This window comes from Pseudoalteromonas sp. SCSIO 43095 (assembly GCF_023650455.1).
In the GTDB taxonomy this organism is placed as follows: Bacteria; Pseudomonadota; Gammaproteobacteria; order Enterobacterales; family Alteromonadaceae; genus Pseudoalteromonas; species Pseudoalteromonas tetraodonis.
In genome coordinates, this window is sequence record NZ_CP087995.1 from 1,823,353 (window position 1) to 1,837,515 (window position 14,163).

At 40.4% G+C, this 14,163-nt stretch carries 13 protein-coding genes and 1 pseudogene; 8 read left to right on the forward strand and 6 right to left on the reverse strand.

The annotated features are described in order from the left end of the window. Nucleotides 1–259 precede the first annotated feature (259 nt). On the forward strand, nucleotides 260–1,462 hold the full coding sequence (locus tag LOC50_RS08615; protein WP_250653053.1) for a bifunctional alpha/beta hydrolase/OsmC family protein: 1,203 nt from the start codon (nucleotides 260–262) through the stop codon (nucleotides 1,460–1,462). Between the two features lie 71 nt (nucleotides 1,463–1,533). Here LOC50_RS08615 and LOC50_RS08620 read toward each other — a convergent pair. Then, nucleotides 1,534–2,272, reverse strand: a pseudogene (locus LOC50_RS08620) (alpha/beta hydrolase). Between the two features lie 120 nt (nucleotides 2,273–2,392). Between LOC50_RS08620 and LOC50_RS08625 the strand changes: the two are divergent. Next, nucleotides 2,393–2,716 carry a hypothetical protein gene (locus tag LOC50_RS08625; RefSeq protein ID WP_008111621.1) on the forward strand — a complete coding sequence of 108 codons (324 nt, stop codon included), beginning with the start codon at nucleotides 2,393–2,395 and terminating at the stop codon, nucleotides 2,714–2,716. A gap of 35 nt (nucleotides 2,717–2,751) precedes the next feature. On the opposite strand, the gene LOC50_RS08630 is transcribed toward LOC50_RS08625, so the two are convergent. Both LOC50_RS08630 and aspS read right to left on the reverse strand, forming a co-directional pair. Beyond that, complete coding sequence (locus tag LOC50_RS08630) at nucleotides 2,752–3,351, reverse strand: pentapeptide repeat-containing protein (RefSeq protein ID WP_036983130.1); 600 nt, start codon at nucleotides 3,349–3,351, stop codon at nucleotides 2,752–2,754. A gap of 89 nt (nucleotides 3,352–3,440) precedes the next feature. Continuing rightward, nucleotides 3,441–5,219 carry an aspartate--tRNA ligase gene (gene aspS, locus LOC50_RS08635; protein WP_248474330.1) on the reverse strand — a complete coding sequence of 593 codons (1,779 nt, stop codon included), beginning with the start codon at nucleotides 5,217–5,219 and terminating at the stop codon, nucleotides 3,441–3,443. 237 nt (nucleotides 5,220–5,456) lie between these two features. On the opposite strand from aspS, the gene LOC50_RS08640 reads away from it, so the two are divergent. Both LOC50_RS08640 and LOC50_RS08645 read left to right on the forward strand, forming a co-directional pair. Then, nucleotides 5,457–6,305, forward strand: a complete 849-nt coding sequence (locus tag LOC50_RS08640) for a DUF72 domain-containing protein (protein WP_036983496.1) — start codon at nucleotides 5,457–5,459, stop codon at nucleotides 6,303–6,305. 27 nt (nucleotides 6,306–6,332) lie between these two features. Next, nucleotides 6,333–6,833 (forward strand): M48 metallopeptidase family protein, encoded by a 501-nt coding sequence (locus tag LOC50_RS08645; RefSeq protein ID WP_250653054.1) that lies wholly within the window; start codon nucleotides 6,333–6,335, stop codon nucleotides 6,831–6,833. 19 nt (nucleotides 6,834–6,852) lie between these two features. On the opposite strand, the gene LOC50_RS08650 is transcribed toward LOC50_RS08645, so the two are convergent. Both LOC50_RS08650 and LOC50_RS08655 read right to left on the reverse strand, forming a co-directional pair. Beyond that, nucleotides 6,853–7,866 (reverse strand): DUF5924 family protein, encoded by a 1,014-nt coding sequence (locus LOC50_RS08650; protein ID WP_036983135.1) that lies wholly within the window; start codon nucleotides 7,864–7,866, stop codon nucleotides 6,853–6,855. Between the two features lie 119 nt (nucleotides 7,867–7,985). After that, complete coding sequence (locus tag LOC50_RS08655) at nucleotides 7,986–8,876, reverse strand: LysR family transcriptional regulator (protein WP_036983137.1); 891 nt, start codon at nucleotides 8,874–8,876, stop codon at nucleotides 7,986–7,988. A gap of 122 nt (nucleotides 8,877–8,998) precedes the next feature. Between LOC50_RS08655 and LOC50_RS08660 the strand changes: the two genes are divergently transcribed. Together LOC50_RS08660 and LOC50_RS08665 are read left to right on the forward strand one after the other, a co-directional pair. Then, nucleotides 8,999–10,255, forward strand: coding sequence for an adenylosuccinate synthase (locus tag LOC50_RS08660; protein WP_036983139.1), 1,257 nt, complete (start codon nucleotides 8,999–9,001; stop codon nucleotides 10,253–10,255). An 840-nt stretch (nucleotides 10,256–11,095) separates the two neighbouring features. Beyond that, nucleotides 11,096–11,428 (forward strand): EamA family transporter, encoded by a 333-nt coding sequence (locus tag LOC50_RS08665; RefSeq protein ID WP_250653055.1) that lies wholly within the window; start codon nucleotides 11,096–11,098, stop codon nucleotides 11,426–11,428. A gap of 130 nt (nucleotides 11,429–11,558) precedes the next feature. On the opposite strand, the gene LOC50_RS08670 is transcribed toward LOC50_RS08665, so the two are convergent. Then, nucleotides 11,559–12,245: a DUF3334 family protein gene (locus tag LOC50_RS08670; protein WP_069439913.1), complete on the reverse strand. Its 687-nt coding sequence runs from the start codon at nucleotides 12,243–12,245 to the stop codon at nucleotides 11,559–11,561. Between the two features lie 116 nt (nucleotides 12,246–12,361). Between LOC50_RS08670 and cmoA the strand changes: the two genes are divergently transcribed. Continuing rightward, nucleotides 12,362–13,087: a carboxy-S-adenosyl-L-methionine synthase CmoA gene (gene cmoA, locus LOC50_RS08675; protein WP_004588942.1), complete on the forward strand. Its 726-nt coding sequence runs from the start codon at nucleotides 12,362–12,364 to the stop codon at nucleotides 13,085–13,087. Nucleotides 13,088–13,099: 12 nt separating this feature from the next. Further along, nucleotides 13,100–14,068 (forward strand): tRNA 5-methoxyuridine(34)/uridine 5-oxyacetic acid(34) synthase CmoB, encoded by a 969-nt coding sequence (gene cmoB / locus LOC50_RS08680; protein WP_138627579.1) that lies wholly within the window; start codon nucleotides 13,100–13,102, stop codon nucleotides 14,066–14,068. Nucleotides 14,069–14,163: the final 95 nt, after the last annotated feature.

Below are 14,163 nucleotides of genomic sequence, written 5' to 3' on the forward strand. Positions count from 1 at the left end.
AATCATAGGTTTATGCAAATTGGTATTACATTCAAATATAGCTTAACTACTTAATTCAAGTAATAAAGGCTGCATTTTTATGCTGTGCGAGGATAGACAAACCCCTTTGAAATTATAAGGACATATGTCCGCACTCAATTGGCAAGCCCTTTCTAGCTTGATCGAGATCAAAATAATGCCAATATTGAATTTTCATCCCATCGTACCAATCTCTTATTTATCAGCACCACACACTTTATCAATTAGTTAAGGTATTCTCATGCGACAAAAAGTCTCTTTTATAAGCGGTGAATTAAAACTTGCTGGACAACTTGAACAGCCCTCTGGTGAGGTGAAATTTTATGCCTTATTTGCCCACTGTTTTACCTGCTCTAAAGATGTAGCGGCTGCAACACGAATAAGCCGCGCACTCACTCAGCAAGGCATTGCCGTATTACGCTTTGATTTTACAGGGCTTGGTAATAGCGACGGTGACTTTGCTAACAGTAACTTTTCATCAAACATTCAAGACTTAGTGGCTGCTGCCAATCATTTAAGAACACACTTTAAAGCACCTCAGTTATTAATAGGTCACAGCTTAGGTGGTGCTGCGGTGCTTGCAGCAGCAGAGCACATACCCGAAGTGTCAGCTATTACGACTATAGGCGCGCCATCAGATGCCCAGCATGTTACCCATAATTTTGCTGCTCATTTAGATGAAATAAACCAATCGGGTGAAGCAAAAGTGTGTTTAGCTGGGCGTGAGTTTACGATTAAAAAGCAATTTATAGATGACATCGCCAAATACGATAACAGCCATATAGGCAAGCTTAAGCGTGCTTTGTTGGTTATGCACTCTCCTATTGATGCCACCGTGAATATTAGTGAAGCCGAAAAAATTTACGCCGCTGCCAAGCATCCAAAAAGCTTTATAAGTTTAGATAATGCCGATCACTTACTTAGCAATAAAGAAGACGCTAACTACACAGCCGATGTCATTGCTACGTGGGCTAATCGCTATGTTAAATACGAGAAAACACCCTATAGTGCAAAATTAACTAACGGCAGTGTATTAGTTGAAGAAAAAGATCATCAATTCACTCAGCACGTGAGTACTAAAAACCATACATGGCTTGCTGATGAGCCTACTGATGTTGGTGGTAAAAACTTAGGCCCAGACCCTTATGATCATTTACTCGCTGGGCTTGGAGCGTGTACTGCAATGACACTTCGCATGTATGCAAGTCGCAAAGAGTTACCGTTAGAGCATGTAAAAGTAGAACTCAACCATACCCGCAATTACAACCAAGATTGTGATGATTGCGAAAAAACCGGGAATTTAGAGGCTATTACTCGCAAAATAACCTTACAAGGTGATTTAACTGACGCTCAGCGAAATCGATTACTCGAAATAGCCGATAAATGCCCCGTGCATAAAACGCTACATAATAGCCCTTTGGTGGTGAGTGAACTGGTAGAGTAACTTAAAACTAAAATAGCGCAGTAGGCCTGCGCTATTTTTAGGATTTTAATTTAAAAAGCTGACTGTATCGTTTAATTTTCTAAAAACGCCGCTACCTCTTTACTCATTCTATCCACCAGCCATTTAGGCCCGCCATCGTACATATCGTTATGACGTGATTCTGATATCAACGTTTGTGTAAAAGGATAAACAGTTAACTCTTGGTCGGTTAAAAGCACGTTCACATCGGTTAGGTAATCACTACCTCGAAGTGTGAGCACATGTATGTTTTTATTGCGTGGCAATAACATGCGGCGGTGATCGAGCGTAGTTAGTTGGCTTACTTCACTTGGGTAAATAGCTGTATACAAGGCTGAGATATCTCCACCATTTGAGTGGCCAAATAAAGTGAGTTTTGTAAAATCATACTCAGGGTATTTAACACTTAGCTCATTAACTAAAAATTTGAGGGTTACAACACCCCGGTGCCAATTTTCCATACGGGTAGTCAAATAAGGCTGCGCACCATTAAGCGCAGGGTCACTTTTAAGCTCATGTGCTACCGCAATGCTTAAATAGCTTACTTACAAAGGTGTATTCATTGTGGCTAATGCCATATCCCGCATTTACAAATACCACTGGGCATTTGACTTGCGCGCTGCACTTAAGGTGGTTAGTTGGTAGGGTAATATTTACAGGTATAGAGCGATTACGACTATCATCAATCACTACATCGTCTTGGGCATAACTTTATGATGCAAATAGCGAAGCACTTAAAGTAAGCGCACTTAATATTAAACGCTCTTTTATAATTTTTAAAATGCATTTCATTGTATTATCGATATATTTTTAAGTAGTATTAGTTTTTATTATAAAGGTTAGCGCGCGCCTTTGCTAATTTGTGCGATAATAGCGATTATTGTTTTACTATTATCGCAAAAGAATCCATTCATGAAATCATATAGCAGCATTGAACAACGCATCGACATTCTACAAAGCAGAATTGAAGCCTACCAAGAAGAAATTAAAGTGTTACAAGCCGAGCCGAAAAGTAACAACGAACGCATTATTTTTAAGTTTATTGAAACCGGCAGTACAGGTAAAACCAAAGACTTTGTGAGAGAGCTTGGGATTAAATCACCGCGTGATAGCTTATATTCATCAGGTGATGTAACTAAACTGATTAAAGATGGCGCTGATGATATTTCGCCTGAGCTACTGAGCATAGCCCGCGCACTTGCTAGTGCACGTAACAAAAATGGCCCTGCTTGCTAATAGTAAATACACGTATTAGCCGTAAGCTCTTGCGGCTAATCAACCAGCTCGATATCAAGTCCTGTTAATAGATTTAACGCTTCAAGCCGTTCAAACTTTGCATTACTCACATCATTGTTTGTTATGTCAATATTAAATTGCGTTGCGCCAACAAAATTTGCTTTTCTCACATTAGTTTGATGAAACAGGCTGTCTCTAAAATCAGTATCCGAGAAGTTGCTTTGAGCTAAGTTAGCGTGTCTAAAATCGACATCTTTGGCAAAACAGTTCGTCATTGTTAAGGCTTTTAACTGTAATTCAAAAAACGAACTATGGCTCAGCTCACACTGTTTAAAACTCACCGGTGACGTTAGCGCTAATTGCGGCCAATTTACTTGCCCCCACACTATGCTATTGAGTTTACAATTTGCAAAGCTCACCTCTTCTAGCGAGCTGTAATTCCAGTTAAGCTCACTCAAATTACAGTTTATAAACTCACACTCTATAAACCGACAGGCACTAAATTGACTGTGACTAAAATCGCAATCAATAAACTGACATTGTTCAAACTCAATATCGCTAAAGCGCTTTGCATTTGCTGTAAAGTTTGAAAATGACTGATCAAAATAATGACTTTCTTTAAATAGCTCGCTCATAAAAATAAAGCACCTAAATTGGGTTTTGCCGAACAAAAAACCCCTTAGGGATTTAGCCTAAGGGGTTTTTATCTAACTAAAAACTAGCTTTATTCTGCGCTTGGTAATTCTTTCTCAACTACACTAATTGCAAGCTCTGTCAGCGAATCGTTGTTAGCTTTGCTTGGTGCATCGGTTAATAAACACGATGCTTGTGTGGTTTTAGGGAAAGCAATAACGTCACGAATGTTATCAGTACCACATAACAACATAACTAAACGGTCTAAACCGAACGCTAAACCTGCATGCGGCGGTGTGCCGTATTTAAGTGCGTCAAGTAAGAAACCAAATTTATCTTGCTGCTCTTGCGCTTCAATACCTAAAATTCTAAATGCCGCTTCTTGCATATCTGCATTGTGAATACGTACCGAGCCACCGCCCACTTCGTAGCCGTTTAATACCATATCGTAAGCATCTGAAATAGCCGCTGCTGGGTTTGCTTCAAGCTCACTGGCACTAATATCTTTTGGTGCAGTAAATGGATGGTGTACAGCGTGTAATGTGCCTTCGTCATCTTCTTCAAACATTGGGAAGTCAACAACCCAAAGTGGTGCCCAGCTATCTAAATTAGTGATTTCTAAATCAATACCAATTTTTAAACGAAGTGCGCCCATGGCTTCATTTACGGTGTTACGTTTATCCGCACCAAATAAAATGATATCGCCTGTTTGTGCATTAGTACGTTCAAGTAACTGCGTGATCACATCTTCATTTAAGAATTTAGCGATTGGCGATTGTACGCCCTCAACGCCTGCATCGCGGTCATTTACTTTCATCCATGCTAAACCTTTAGCACCGTAAATACCGATAAACTTAGTGTAGTCATCTAGTTGCTTACGAGAAAGTGATGCACCACCTGGTACCGTTAGTACTGCAACACGGCCTTTTTCATCATTTGCTGGACCTGAGAATACTTTAAACTCTACGTCTTTTACTAAATCGGCTACATCAATTAGCTTCATTGGGTTACGTAAGTCTGGCTTATCAGAACCATATAAGCTCATTGCTTCAGAGTAAGGCATAACTGGGAAATCACCTAAATCAACATTTAGTAATGACTGCCACATTTCACGAATCATTTTTTCAGTTATACCGCGTACTTGATCAGAGCTCATGAACGAGGTTTCTAAATCTATTTGAGTAAATTCTGGCTGGCGATCAGCACGTAAATCTTCATCACGGAAACATTTAACAATTTGGTAGTAACGGTCAAAACCCGACATCATCAACAATTGCTTAAATAACTGTGGCGACTGCGGTAATGCGTAAAAGCTACCTTTGTGTACTCGACTTGGCACTAAGTAATCACGCGCACCTTCTGGCGTTGCTTTAGTTAGTACTGGCGTTTCGATATCTAAAAAGCCATTTTCATCTAAAAAGCGACGTACAAAGCTGCTTGCTTTAGCACGTAATTTAATACGGTCGCTCATTTCTAAACGACGTAAATCTAAGTAACGATATTTTAAACGACGCTCTTCTGAGTTTGTTTGATTAAAATCAAGCGGAAGCGGCTCAGAGCGGTTGATAATAGTTAGCTCAGTACCTAAAATTTCTACTTCGCCGGTTGCCATGTCTTTATTTACTTGGCTGTCTGGGCGTGCACGAACAACCCCTTTTAACTGCACACAAAATTCTTGACGAAGTTTGTTAGCTGTTTCCATTAATCCTTCAACTTCCGGATCGAATACAACTTGTACTAAACCTTCTCTATCGCGTAAATCGACAAAGATAAGTCCACCAAGGTCACGTCGTTTGTTGATCCAGCCACATAGTTCAACTTCCTGATCTACGTGAGTTTTATTTAGCTGTCCGCAGTATATAGAGCGCATAGTTTTCCTGTCAGATAAAAGGCATATAGCGGTTAAACACTGTTGTTTTAAAAGTTTTTATAAACACCAAAATGAAAATAAAGCCGCTAGCAATTCAAAATAATCAAATTAAGCCCTGCATTATACCCAAGTAGGTTGAAGATGCTAGGGCGTGTTTACCTTTCGGGGTGGAATTTACAGCGCACTGTTTTGTTATTTGTTACACTACCGGCACTTTATATCAAGGCTTTTGTTTGTATGCTATATATTGGATGCCCGCAGTGGTCGAGCAGCGCATGGAAAGGAAATTTATTTTCACGCCAGTGTAAAAATGCCGATATGCTTAGCGAATATGCGCAGCATTTTAATTCGGTAGAAGGTAACACCAGTTTTTATGCCGATCCCTCGCCTGACACCGTATTACGATGGGCTGCCAGTGTACCCGATGAGTTTAAATTTACCTTTAAGTTTCATCAGCGCTTTAGTCACGAACTCCAACTTACTAACGTGCAAAATGAGCTAACTAATTGGCTTAATTTATTCGCCCCTCTATTTGAAAAAACAGGGCAAATAATGCTGCAATTACCTAAAGCGTTTGCGCCACAACATTTAACTAAGCTTGCCGCTTTTATTGAGTTACTTCCTAAAGAGCTAAACTATGGGGTTGAGGTACGCCACCCTGATTTTTTCAAAAAAGGTGAGGCCGAAATCGCACTTAATCAGCTTTTAATGGCAAATAATATAAACCGTATTGCTATGGATACTCGGGCACTCTTTGCAGTAAAGCCAACCACCGAAGCGCTAATAGACGCCCAACAAAAAAAGCCCCACTTACCAGTTCACGCTATTGCTACGGGCTCGCAGCCTATGGCGCGCTTCGTTATTGCTAACTTAGAAAACGATTATAAGACCTTTTATCAGCCTTGGCTTAGCAAAGTAACCCAGTGGCTTAATGAGGGCAAAAGCCCCTATGTATTTTTTCATACGGCTGATAACCGCGAAGCGCCTTTACTGGCTCGCCAGTTTTGCCAAGATTTGGGGTATAATCACAACGTACTCAATCCATTTAGTGGCGAGAAAGAAGCCCACCAGCAAGCACTTTTTTAAAAATAAATTCAAAATACAGAGACAATAATGAGTGAATACGCACGTTACTTTACCGGCTACCCTGCCAATATCGTTGAGCAAGTATTAGGACTAATAAAAGCAGGAAAGGTAAGTGAGTATTTACTTAAAAAGTACCCGCAGGCGCATCGCATTACCAGTGATAAGTTACTGTATAGCTACGCCACTGAGCTTAAAAAACAGTATTTAAAAAATGCACCGCCGTTTGGCCGCGCAGCATTTAAAAAACAAGGCGATATGGTCACCAATGCACTCGGAACACACACGTATCGTATGCAAGGTAAAACCCGTAAGCACGATTTAGCTATCAACAGCGATTTACTACGCGCACCGGAACCATTATTAAAAGCATTAGTGGTGCACGAACTCGCGCATTTTAAAGAAAAAGATCATAACAAAGGCTTTTATAAATTATGCTGCCATATGGAGCCGCAGTACCATCAGCTAGAACTAGATTTGCGTATGTTTTGCGTGTTAGTTGAGCAAAATAACAACCCTTATTCACCCTAATGTATTTAAAGCCTATCAATTATGAACCCACTGTAAATTTAGCTAATCCTATTAGTTGCCCTGATTCAGTAACAACCTGTACTTGCCATTTCCCAGCTGGATCTGCTGGAAAGTTCATTTTGTGGGTCCATGCTCTATAGCCTTGCTCTCGTCCACCTGTAATATTTAATGCAATTCGATCTACGACTTGGTTATTAAGGGTCCAAACATGAAAAATCTTTTCGTTTAACCCTCTTGGCGCTTTTACCGCTGTCCAACTATATAAACCTTCACGTCTTAATGTATCTACATCTAACACCTTAACGTTACCGATGGGCTTGCGTTGCTGAATATCGACTTCATGGGATAACGTGATATCAGTTAAGCGCAACGCTGCTGGCGGTACCCAGCTACGTAGCTGCCATAAACCAACACTAAGTGCACTCAATAATACAACTAACAAAGGAAAACGCCACCAACGCGCGTTAGGCATTAAGTTACCTAAGCTAGGAATGGTAAAAATAATGGCAGTGATCAAGGCTATCTCTATGCTTTGGCTTGTCGTAAGGTTAAGTAAAATTGGTAAAGTGACTGAAATGGCCACAAACAATGCAAAGTTATGAAATACCGTAAAGAGAACACTGTGTTTAGCTAATTTTTTATAATACAGTGGATCAACAACTGATATAAACGCACAGAGAATAATTAACGAAGTAAATATAGCTTGCGGATGATTCCAAGAAGTCGCCGCGAGAAAAAATGGCAGCGCAAAAAAAAGGCTTTCCTGTTGCACCATTTGCAGAGCAAAGCGCATAACATTAGGAGAAATAGCCACGCCAAAACGTTGCTCAACTTTATCACGTAGCCAGTTATCAACAATCAACCATAGCCAACTAACTATCAACAATATGGCAATAATTTGCGAGAATGACTCTTTACGTTCAACCAATACATAACTTGCGACCCCACTACAAAACGCAAATACTGCCAATAAACCTGGCCGCTGTTGCATCATAATTATAAATTTTGTTATTAAATTCTTAAAATAGCTCATTCAGTAAAGAGTCCGCATAAATCTGTAATAATTGTAGCTTTAAAGCCACCAGCACTGCACCTTAATATATGCATGAAAACTTTACACTTTTTGTTGTGAAAATTAACTAATACCGCTTGTTAGCGATAACTACGTGAGATCTCTTCACTCACCCAATGTAGCAATTGTTTTATCGCTTTTGACAGCACCTGATTTTGCCGCACAATGTAGCCTAGACTGGTGGTTGGAAACTTGGGTAAGGCGGTGACTGTAGTGGTTAAATTTGCTTTACTGCGCAGTGAAAACTCCGGCACAATCGCAACACCAAAGCCCGCTTCAGCCCAATCAATTTGTGCATCCACACTGCCCACTTCCATTACCCGATAATTCGGTAAGTTTAAAGACGGTAATGCGCTATCAAGTAACTCTCTTGTACGCGTATCATGGCCGAGTAAAATTAATGTTGGCGGCTCAGTCAGCGTTATAGTGTTGTTATTTTTAGCTTGCTGCCATAGCTGTAAATGATTACCTAGCGCACACCACTTTATCTGCTGCAATTGCGTAAAATGCAGTGGTTCACTTTCTTTTTGCGCAATAACAAAACCAAGATCAGCCTCCGCACTTTTCACCAACGCCGATGCTTGTGATGAGGTAGTATTGAGCAAAGTAAAGTCAATTCCTGGAAACTGACGTTTAAATAGCTGGAACGGCTCAATCAACAACAACCGAGAAATAATATCACTTGCAGCAATCGTTAGGGTGCCTTGGCGTAGATCATTTATCGCATTTAAATCAGACTGGCAAACCTGTAATTCCCACAAAGTTTTTTGCCCAGACTGCAATAGCCGTAAACCTGCTTGCGTCAAACTAAACGGATTACGCTCGATCAGTTTCGCCCGTGTCATTTTTTCTAGTTGCTTAATGTGCAAGCTAACATTGGGCTGTGTCATATGCAGCGCATTGGCGGTTTTACCAAAATGCTTTAGTTGTGCTAATGTGACAAAGGTTTTTAACCAATGAATATCTAACATTTTGATGACCTTAACTATCTAAAATCGATATGAAATTCTTATCAGGATAATAATTATAATTAATTTCTCTTATTTAGATAGTGCGCATACCATATTCATTCAATCAATTTGGAGAGAAATTTATGCCGTCAATTGTTGTTGTAGGTGCAAACTGGGGTGATGAAGGCAAGGGCCGCATCGTCGATTTTTTAGCAGAGGATGCATCTGCAAGTATTCGCTTTCAAGGTGGTAACAACGCCGGTCATACCGTTGTGAATGAGTTTGGTACGTTTAAATTACACCAATTACCAAGTGGTATTTTTAATCCTGATTGTATTGCCGTATTAGGCCCTGGCATGGTGATAAGCCCTGGCGCATTAAGCGAAGAAATCGCTGAAGTTAAAACCGCTGGCGTTGAGGTAAAACTGTGTATTTCTGATCGTGCAACCCTGTGTTTACCGCTACACGCTCTTGAAGACACACTTGAAGAAGTACGTTTAGGTGATGCCGCTTACGGCTCAACTCGCCAAGGTATTGCCCCTGCATACGGCGACCGAGTAATGAAAAAAGGCATTTTAGTTGGTTGGTTAAATCAACCAGAGGTTTTATTAGAGCGTATTCAATTTATGCTTGATTGGAAAATGCCACAGCTAAAAGCCCTTTACCCAAGCTGTGATTTTTCACAAACAGCTGAACAAATGACTGAGTGGTTATTAGCTGTCAGCGCTCCTTGGCGTGAATTTATTTGTAATGTAACAGAGCCTTTAAAAGCGCTACAAAAGCAAGATGCAAACTTATTATTTGAAGCGCAACTAGGCGCTGGCCGCGATTTAGTTTATGGCGAATACCCTTATACTACATCATCAAACGTCACTGCCGCCTATGCAGGAATTGGCAGCGGTTTACCGGCACTGAGACCTGAACGTGTTATTGCAGTAGCTAAATCGTTTAGTTCATCTGTTGGCACAGGTACACTCGTTACCGCAATGGCGGAGCAAGAGAATTTTCGCGAAAGCGCCAATGAGTATGGTGCAGTAACTGGTCGCCCACGTGATATGGGTTATTTTGATGCTGTTGCCACGCGTAATGGAGTTGAACTACAAGCTGCTACTGAAATTGCATTAACTAAAATTGATTGCCTATCGGGCATGACGGATTTAAAAATCTGTGTTGGTTATGCAGGCGATCACAGCGAAAATCCTATTTGGCCACAAACAGCCGCTTTAACGCCAATCTATGAAAGCATGCCAGCGTGGGATGAAGATATTACCGGTTGTCGTACTTTTGACAGTCTGCCTGCGGCCGCTCAGCACTATGTTGAACGCATCGAAGCACTGATGGGCGTGCCTGTGAGTATGGTATCTGTAGGCCCTGAGCGTGAGCAAATGATTATCCGCTAAACACTCAATGACTATAACCCAAGTGCTTATATAAACGGCTTGGGTTAGACGCTAGGCAATTGCAGCTCCTCATCCACTATCTAAAAATTTTTTGAGTTCGTTATTCAAAAATATAAATCATTTCATCATAAAGTAATTGATTATCACCACAAGTGTATTTAAAGCACATTTAAACTCGATTTAACGCGTTCTAGTACAACGGTGGTTCTAAATGATTTGATATTATCGTTTTCATGAAAAAAATTATCACAAATATCTTCTATATACCGACTATGCAAAGCTCTAATAAAACTTCATTAGGCGTTACTTTAAATATAATTTCATCAGCACTTTTTGCACTAATGTTTGCTTACACTTCACTGTTAAATGAACTTCAAGGTCACGAAACATATGGTTGGCGGGTTTTATTTACGGTGCCATTTTTAACTGTTTTTATTCTACTAAAAGGTTACTGGCCACTTGTACTCGGCATATAAACGAGGGTGCGATATGAAAAGTATTTTTGGCTAACACGGCTCCTTTCATCTTTTTTAGTTGGTGCACAATTATGGCTATTCATGTGGGCACCCGTAAATGGATATGGTCTAGCGGTTTCACTAGGTTACTTTATCATGCCAATTACGATGGTAATTATCGGACGGCTTGCTTTTCAAGAGCGTTTAACCCCGCATCAAAAAGTAGCGTGTTTATTTGCTCTGATAGCTATTATAAATCTATTAATTGTTTCTCAATCATTTTTGTGGCCGGTTTGGGTTGTATGCATAGGTTACCCTATTTATTTTTGGCTACGAAAAAAAAACCAACACTAATAACATTGGTTGCACATGGGTTGATATGCTCTTGAGCTTTCCTATAGCCTGTTATTTTATCTTTGCCAATGGACAAGTTGTCACGGAGTTAACCGTAAATTTAACATTGCTTTATTTAGTAGTAGGACTTGGGGGGATTAGTGCTCTAGCGCTTTCGTTTCAATCCCTATCTGCCCCCTATTTAAATTTAAGCCTTTTTGGTTTACTCGTTTATGTTGAGCCTGTGCTGCTATTAATAGTGGCGATTCTTTTAGGCGAGACTATCAGCCAAAAAGATTGGCTTACTTACATAGCTATTTTACTTGCGGTCGTCACATTAATTATTGAAGGTATAAGAAAGTTACATTTAACTCATTATCGCTAACATTGCTTACTTCTTATATTGCAACGAGATTTACCAAAAATTACTTAAGGCAATAACCCTCATAAACCAAAAAGCGCAAGATGAACTCGCGCTTTTATTGTTTTACTTAAAGCTGTAAAGCTCCGTAGATTTACAAACCAAGCTCGGCCATAAAGTCGTCATCTGCATCACTGGCTTTTGCATTGTCCGCAGCTTTTTGTTTTTCTGCTTTATGCTTTGCTTCGTTTTCGATGATGTCATCTGGGTCTACTGCTTCGATAATATCAAAGTCATGTAGCTTGATGAACTCTGTTTTATCCATCGCTAACTCTAAATAGAAGATATTTTGCTTGCTCGTGGTGAAGGTTACACGACGTGCTTGTGGTCTATCCATAGTGGTATCAACCGATATTTGCACTTGTTTATTAATAGCCATCATTTTTGGCTGATTTTGGGTAATAGAGGTATGCAGCTGTTCACGCACTTTTGACGTGAAGTCGCCCACTATTTGGTTCATTAGCTCGCCCATTACATTTGAAACGTCATCTGATAAATGACTGTGGGCAATTTCTTCTTCTGGCATGCCCATGTTGCGCATGTAATCGCCGTAAATTTCCATTGCGGCTTGCGCTGTAAAATTGGTCACTACCAACCCTGTAAAGCCACCATCAAATAATACAAAACAGCCAATATCTGGGCGCATACAAGTGCGCGTTATTTTTTGCACCATAGCCGAGTAGCTAATTTCGTTACCACTGGCTGATGATAGTACCTCCGTCACTGAATGACATAGGGTTGCTAATATATCGTCTGTGCTAATTACCTTACTTTTGCTCATTTAACGTTCTCTTTTATACTTATTATTCATAATTCTAGCCAAGCTACTGAATTTATCACTGACTATCCAGTATAAAATGTTAAAATAGTGCCATTATTTTTAAAGAGACTGCCTTAGTGAGTATAAAAGACAGTATTTACGCCTCTGAGCAACAAGTAAAAGATTTTAGCTTTGACCAAAATGTGGTTGAGGTTTTTCCGGATATGATCCAGCGCTCTGTGCCTGGATACGCCACCATTGTCAGCACTATGGGTAAATTGGCGGGAGAATATGCGCAAAGTAATTCAAACCTTTACGACTTAGGTTGCTCGCTTGGTGCGGTTACTCTAAGTATGCGCCGTAATATTCGTACCGACAACTGCCATATTATTGCTGTAGATAACTCACAAGCTATGGTTGAGCGCTGCAAGGTTCATTTACAAGGCTTTAAGTCAGACGTGCCGGTTACAGTAACTTTGGGCGATATTAACGAGCTTGAGATTCAAAATGCGTCGGTTGTGGCCATGAACTTTACCTTGCAATTTATTCCGCCTTTACAGCGCCAAGCCGTGCTTGAAAAAATTTACGCTAACTTAAAACCCGGTGGCGTACTACTCCTTAGCGAAAAAATTAAAGCCGAAAACGAGCAGTGCGATAACCTATTAATTGATTTGCACCACGACTTTAAACGTCACAATGGCTACTCAGAGCTTGAAATAAGCCAAAAACGTACAGCCATTGAAAACGTAATGCGCCCCGATACGCTGAGCACGCACTTTAATCGTTTAAGCGACATTGGTTTTAGCCAAACGCAGGTGTGGTATCAATGTTTTAATTTTTGCTCAATGGTAGCAATTAAATAAAAAGAGTAATGTATGTCTCAATGGTTTAACCAATTTTACGCAGCAATTGCACAAAGCCCGCTTAGCCACTGGCTAGAAACCCTGCCCGGTCAATTAAAACATTGGCAAAACGAGGCAAGCCATGGTGATTTACCAAAATGGCAAAAAGTACTTAAAAATTTGCCTGAAGTAAAAACAACCCACGTTGATATTGCTACTAAAGTAGAAATTGGCGCATCGGGTGAGATGAGCGAAGGCGAGCAAAAACAAGCTACGCATTTATTAAAACGCATGATGCCATGGCGAAAAGGTCCCTTTACTGTACATGGTATTGAAATAAACACCGAATGGCGCAGTGACTGGAAATGGGATCGACTTCTGCCGCATATTGAGCCATTAAAAGGCCGTACTGTATTAGATATTGGTTGTGGCTCTGGGTATCACCTATGGCGTATGCGCGGTGAAGGTGCTCAGTTTGTAGTGGGTATTGACCCATCTGACTTATTTTTATGTCAGTTTCAGGCAATTAAACACTTTAACCCAGATGAAAACGTGCATTTGTTACCATTAGGTGTAGAAGCCCTGCCAGAACTCAAAGCGTTTGATACGGTATTTTCAATGGGGGTGCTTTATCATCGTCGTTCCCCTATCGACTTTTTAGCGCAATTAAAAGCACAGCTTCGCCCAGGCGGAGAACTCGTACTTGAAACATTAGTGATTGAAGGCGATGAAAACACCGTATTAGTACCAACCGACCGCTACGCGAAAATGCGTAATGTATGGTTTATTCCAAGCACTGCGGCATTAAAATTGTGGATGGAACGTGTTGGCTTTAAAGATGTGCAGATTAAAGATTGTGCTATTACAACGCTCGACGAGCAGCGTAAAACTGACTGGATGGAAAACGAATCTTTAGTTGACTTTTTAGACCCCGCTGACACCAGTAAAACCATTGAAGGCTACCCTGCACCGCTTAGAGCGATACTTACAGCTAAAGCCTAATTCGTAGTATTAATTTTTTATTTCCATATTAAAAAGTGCCATTGGGCGCTTTTTTTGTTTACTAATACAGCAACTAGCGGACAACTGTCCTTGTC

Excerpts from the sequence above, each read along its gene's own strand:
- LOC50_RS08615 (WP_250653053.1), top strand. The coding sequence starts at position 260 with ATGCGACAAAAAGTCTCTTTTATAAGCGGTGAATTAAAACTTGCTGGA.
- LOC50_RS08625 (WP_008111621.1), top strand. The coding sequence starts at position 2,393 with ATGAAATCATATAGCAGCATTGAACAACGCATCGACATTCTACAAAGC.
- LOC50_RS08630 (WP_036983130.1), bottom strand. The coding sequence starts at position 3,351 with ATGAGCGAGCTATTTAAAGAAAGTCATTATTTTGATCAGTCATTTTCA.
- aspS (WP_248474330.1), bottom strand. The coding sequence starts at position 5,219 with ATGCGCTCTATATACTGCGGACAGCTAAATAAAACTCACGTAGATCAG.
- LOC50_RS08640 (WP_036983496.1), top strand. The coding sequence starts at position 5,457 with ATGCTATATATTGGATGCCCGCAGTGGTCGAGCAGCGCATGGAAAGGA.
- LOC50_RS08645 (WP_250653054.1), top strand. The coding sequence starts at position 6,333 with ATGAGTGAATACGCACGTTACTTTACCGGCTACCCTGCCAATATCGTT.
- LOC50_RS08650 (WP_036983135.1), bottom strand. The coding sequence starts at position 7,866 with ATGAGCTATTTTAAGAATTTAATAACAAAATTTATAATTATGATGCAA.
- LOC50_RS08655 (WP_036983137.1), bottom strand. The coding sequence starts at position 8,876 with ATGTTAGATATTCATTGGTTAAAAACCTTTGTCACATTAGCACAACTA.
- LOC50_RS08660 (WP_036983139.1), top strand. The coding sequence starts at position 8,999 with ATGCCGTCAATTGTTGTTGTAGGTGCAAACTGGGGTGATGAAGGCAAG.
- LOC50_RS08670 (WP_069439913.1), bottom strand. The coding sequence starts at position 12,245 with ATGAGCAAAAGTAAGGTAATTAGCACAGACGATATATTAGCAACCCTA.
- cmoB (WP_138627579.1), top strand. The coding sequence starts at position 13,100 with ATGTCTCAATGGTTTAACCAATTTTACGCAGCAATTGCACAAAGCCCG.